This window comes from Propioniciclava sp. MC1683 (genome assembly GCF_014164675.1).
Lineage (GTDB): Bacteria > Actinomycetota > Actinomycetes > Propionibacteriales > Propionibacteriaceae > Propioniciclava.
In genome coordinates, this window is sequence record NZ_JACJFX010000074.1 from 1 (window position 1) to 3,462 (window position 3,462).

At 67.3% G+C, this 3,462-nt stretch carries 4 protein-coding genes and 1 pseudogene; 2 read left to right on the forward strand and 3 right to left on the reverse strand.

What is annotated here, in order from left to right:
* Positions 1–158 precede the first annotated feature (158 nt).
* From H5397_RS17145 to H5397_RS17155, 3 genes and pseudogenes are all read right to left on the reverse strand, one after another.
* Positions 159–1,100, reverse strand: a complete 942-nt coding sequence (locus H5397_RS17145; protein WP_182818939.1) for an IS3 family transposase — start codon at positions 1,098–1,100, stop codon at positions 159–161.
* Positions 1,097–1,387 (reverse strand): transposase, encoded by a 291-nt coding sequence (locus H5397_RS17150; protein WP_182818941.1) that lies wholly within the window; start codon positions 1,385–1,387, stop codon positions 1,097–1,099. The genes H5397_RS17145 and H5397_RS17150 overlap by 4 nt, the downstream gene beginning before the upstream one ends.
* Positions 1,388–1,410: 23 nt before the next feature.
* Positions 1,411–2,627: pseudogene (locus H5397_RS17155) on the reverse strand (IS256 family transposase).
* A gap of 164 nt (positions 2,628–2,791) precedes the next feature.
* On the opposite strand from H5397_RS17155, the gene H5397_RS19240 reads away from it, so the two are divergent.
* Positions 2,792–3,043, forward strand: coding sequence for a helix-turn-helix domain-containing protein (locus H5397_RS19240; RefSeq protein ID WP_375539469.1), 252 nt, complete (start codon positions 2,792–2,794; stop codon positions 3,041–3,043).
* The gene (locus tag H5397_RS17165) at positions 2,991–3,353 is read left to right on the forward strand and encodes a hypothetical protein (protein WP_220492392.1); all 363 of its coding nucleotides are present in this window, start codon (positions 2,991–2,993) and stop codon (positions 3,351–3,353) included. The genes H5397_RS19240 and H5397_RS17165 overlap by 53 nt, the downstream gene beginning before the upstream one ends.
* Positions 3,354–3,462: the final 109 nt, after the last annotated feature.

Here is a 3,462-nt window from a genome sequence, read left to right on the forward strand (position 1 = left end):
AGCGAGCAGAACAGGATCGCCTTGTCGGGCCACACCTGCTGGCCGGTCACCCGCAACCCGAGCACGTCGAGGCGGGCGAAGACGGTCAGATCGGGCGGGGTGACCGGCGGGCACGAGGCCGTGGTTGTGGTTCCCCCCAGATCGTGGAGGGCTTCGGGCTACGCGGCGTCCGGGACGGGCGCTGCGGTGGACTGCTCGTAGTTGACCGGTGACATCATGCCAGCCGCGCTGTGCCGGCGTTGGTGGTTGTAGAACCCGTAGGCCCAGTCGATGACCACGGCCCGGGCCTGAGCCCGGGTGTCGAACTCCTGCCGGGACAGGACCTCCCACTCCAGGGAGGAGAAGAACGCCTCGGCGGCGGCGTTGTCGAAGCACGACCCGACCCGGCCCATCGACTGGCGGATCCCCAGGTCAGCGCAGAGCCGGATGAACGAGGTCGCCGTGTAGGTCGAGCCCCGGTCGGTGTGGAAGATGACCCGGTCGGACTCGTCCTCGCGCCGGATCGCCTCCTTGCCGCCGCGAGCGGTGAGGGCCATCTGGATCGCCGCGCACGCCAGCTCAGCGTCGGGGTGGGCGCTGGTGGCCGCGCCGAGCAGCCGGCGCGAGTACAGGTCGATGACGGTGGCCAGGTACAGCTTGCCCTCGGCCGTGGGGATCTCGGTGATGTCGCCGACCCACTTGCAGTTCGGCGCCGGCGCGCTGAAGTCGCGACGCATCAGGTCCGGGAACTTGGGTGCGGTCCTGTCCTGCCTGGTCAGGCCGCTGCGCCGCTTGATGACGCGGGCGACCAGGCCTTGGCGGCGCATCGACTCGGCGACCGTCTTCTCGCTGATCTGCCAGCCGGCCTCGCGCAGGTCGGCGTGCAGGCGCGGTGAGCCGTGCAGGCCCTTGGCCTGCTTGAACGCGACCTTCACGGCGCGGTCGACGGTGTCGCGGCGGCGGTCGGTGTCGGTGAAGAGCCCGCTTGCGGCGCCTGGGCCGTCGGCGCGCTTGATCCACTTGTAGAACCACGCCTCGGAGACTCCGAGCAGCGCGCAGACAAGGGCGGGTGGCACGGCGTAGTTGGTCCTCTGGTCGGCGATGAAGCGTGCCACGCTCACTTCGTCGCCTCCTTCACCCACAGGACCACGGATCGCTTGAGGACATCACGCTCCATCCGCAGCTCGGCGACCTCGGCGCGTAGCCGCTTCAGCTCCTCGTAGTCGTCCTTGGACAGCTCGCCGTGGCCCTCGCGTGCGGCACGGGCGCGTTGGACCCAGTTGCCCAAGGTGCCCTCGTTCACGCCCAGATCTCGAGCGACCTGCGCGATCGGCTTGTTCGTCTCCTCGACGATCCGGACCGCTCCCTCACGGAACTCCCGGTCGTACTTCTTGCGCTTCTCTGGCATCTCGTTCCTCATTGTGGATGCCTCTACGCTCCGGGGGGAACCTCACCTTCGATGAGGTAGCCCGGTGCGTTGCGGGGCTCGTCCTTGGGTCGGCCGGCTTCCTTGGCGCGGGCTCGGGCGCGTTTGTCCTCGATGTCACGGATCGCGAGCCACAGCAGCTTCACGACCGAGTCGTCGTTGGGGAAGTGGCCACGGTTCTTGATGATCTTCCGCAGCTGGTAGTTGAGTGATTCGATCGCATTCGTGGTGTAGATGATCCGCCTTACTTCGGGTGGGAATTCCAGGAACGGGATGAACCGTTCCCACGCGTTCTCCCAGGTCGCCACGGTGGCGGGGTACTTCTTGCCCAGGGTGCTGCCGGCGAATTCGAGCAGGGCGGTCTCGGCAGCCTCGACGGTCGGGGCGGTGTAGATCGGTCGCAGGGCGGCGGCGACCTTCTTGCGGTCGGTGTAGGACACGAACCGCATCGACGCGCGGATCAGGTGCACCGTGCAGGTTTGCACGATCGCTTGTGGCCAGGTCGCCTCGATCGCCTCGGGGAAGCCGGTGAGGCCGTCGCAGCACACGATGAGGGTGTCTTGGATGCCGCGGTTGCGGAGCTCGGCCAGCACGCCGGCCCAGAACTTCGCGCCTTCGGTGGTTTGGACCCAGATCCCCAGGACGTGTTTCACCCCGTCCAGGTCGATCCCCACGGCGATGTGGGCGGCCTTGTTGCGGACCTGGTGGCTGTCGCGGACCTTGACCACCAGCGCGTCGAGGTAGATGACCGGGTAGATCGGGTCCAACGGCCGGGACTGCCAGGCCTTGACCTCCTCCAGGACGGCGTCGGTGATCTTGCTGATCGTGTCGTGGGACAACTCGGTGCCGATCGTGCGGGCCAGGTGGGCCTGGATGTCCCGGATCGTCATCCCGCCCGCGTACAGGCTGATGATCATCTCAGCCAGCCCGCCGATGCGTCGCGCGGTTCAAACGTTGAGTGCCGGTCCCGGGGAATGTCCAACGGAATCGACCCGACCTCGGAATGCACGGTTTTCGGGGTCGTCCCGTTCCGCGAATTCGGCAACTGCCGACCCGCCGGGTCGCCCTTGGCGTAGCCCAGATGGGAGGTCAATTCGGCGTTCAGGCCACGTTCGAGGACGGCCTTGATCATTTCCGGGATGAAACCGCCCTCCCCGGTCAACTGCAGGTCACCGTCATCGATCCGGCCCATCAAGTCGTCCAACAGGCCAGCATCCAGCATGTCCTGGATCGCCTCACGCGCCGACTGGCGCGGCTCGGCCGGCACCCCGAACGGCCCCGACACGGTCTCGTCGTTCGTCGTCATCGTCACAGTCTCTACTCCTTCGAGTCAGGGACCCCTCCCACACAGACCATCTGACACCCTCCGCTGATGGGTTTGACTCGCTGCGCCCCAAGTACGCCGGCGGCCGGCCGCCGAAGTTCGACCCCGAGCAGCGCGCCGCGATCAAGCAGATCGCGCTCGCCAGGCCGGGTGATCACGGGTTACCGTTCTCGACGTGGAGCCTGTCGAAGCTGGCCGACTACCTGGTGGCGCAGGGGGTGGTCGAGGACATCTCCCACGAGGGCCTGCGGGTCCTGCTGCGTGAGGAGGGCGTCTCCTTTCCAGGCCGTCAAGACGTGGAAGACCAGCACTGATCCCGACTATGAGGCCAAGAAGAACCGCGTCCTGGAGCTGTACCGGATCGCCGACGGCAAACAGGCCCCCGGCCAGGGCGATCCCACGGTGGTGATCTGCATGGACGAGTTCGGGCCCCTCAACCTGCAACCCCACCCCGGCCGCCAGTGGGCGCCGGCCGCCGTCGGTGCTGGCGACCAGGCCCAGCCCCGCCGGCGGCGCCGGCGGGCCACCTACAAGCGGCCGCACGGGGTCCGGCACCTGCTGGCCGGCTATGACCTGTCCACCGACCGGCTCTACAGTCACGTTAAGCCTCAATCCACCGGTTGACGTTGTGCGTGTGTTTGTGCTTGTGGATCCCGTCTGGGATTGACGTCACGAGGGTGTGCGGGCATGCGTGATCGCCCGGTCTGTCCGGGTCTTCCACTTGGGTTTCCTT

Bases quoted from the DNA above. Each gene is read 5' to 3' on its own strand.
- H5397_RS17150 (WP_182818941.1), bottom strand. From the start codon at position 1,387: ATGCCAGAGAAGCGCAAGAAGTACGACCGGGAGTTCCGTGAGGGAGCG.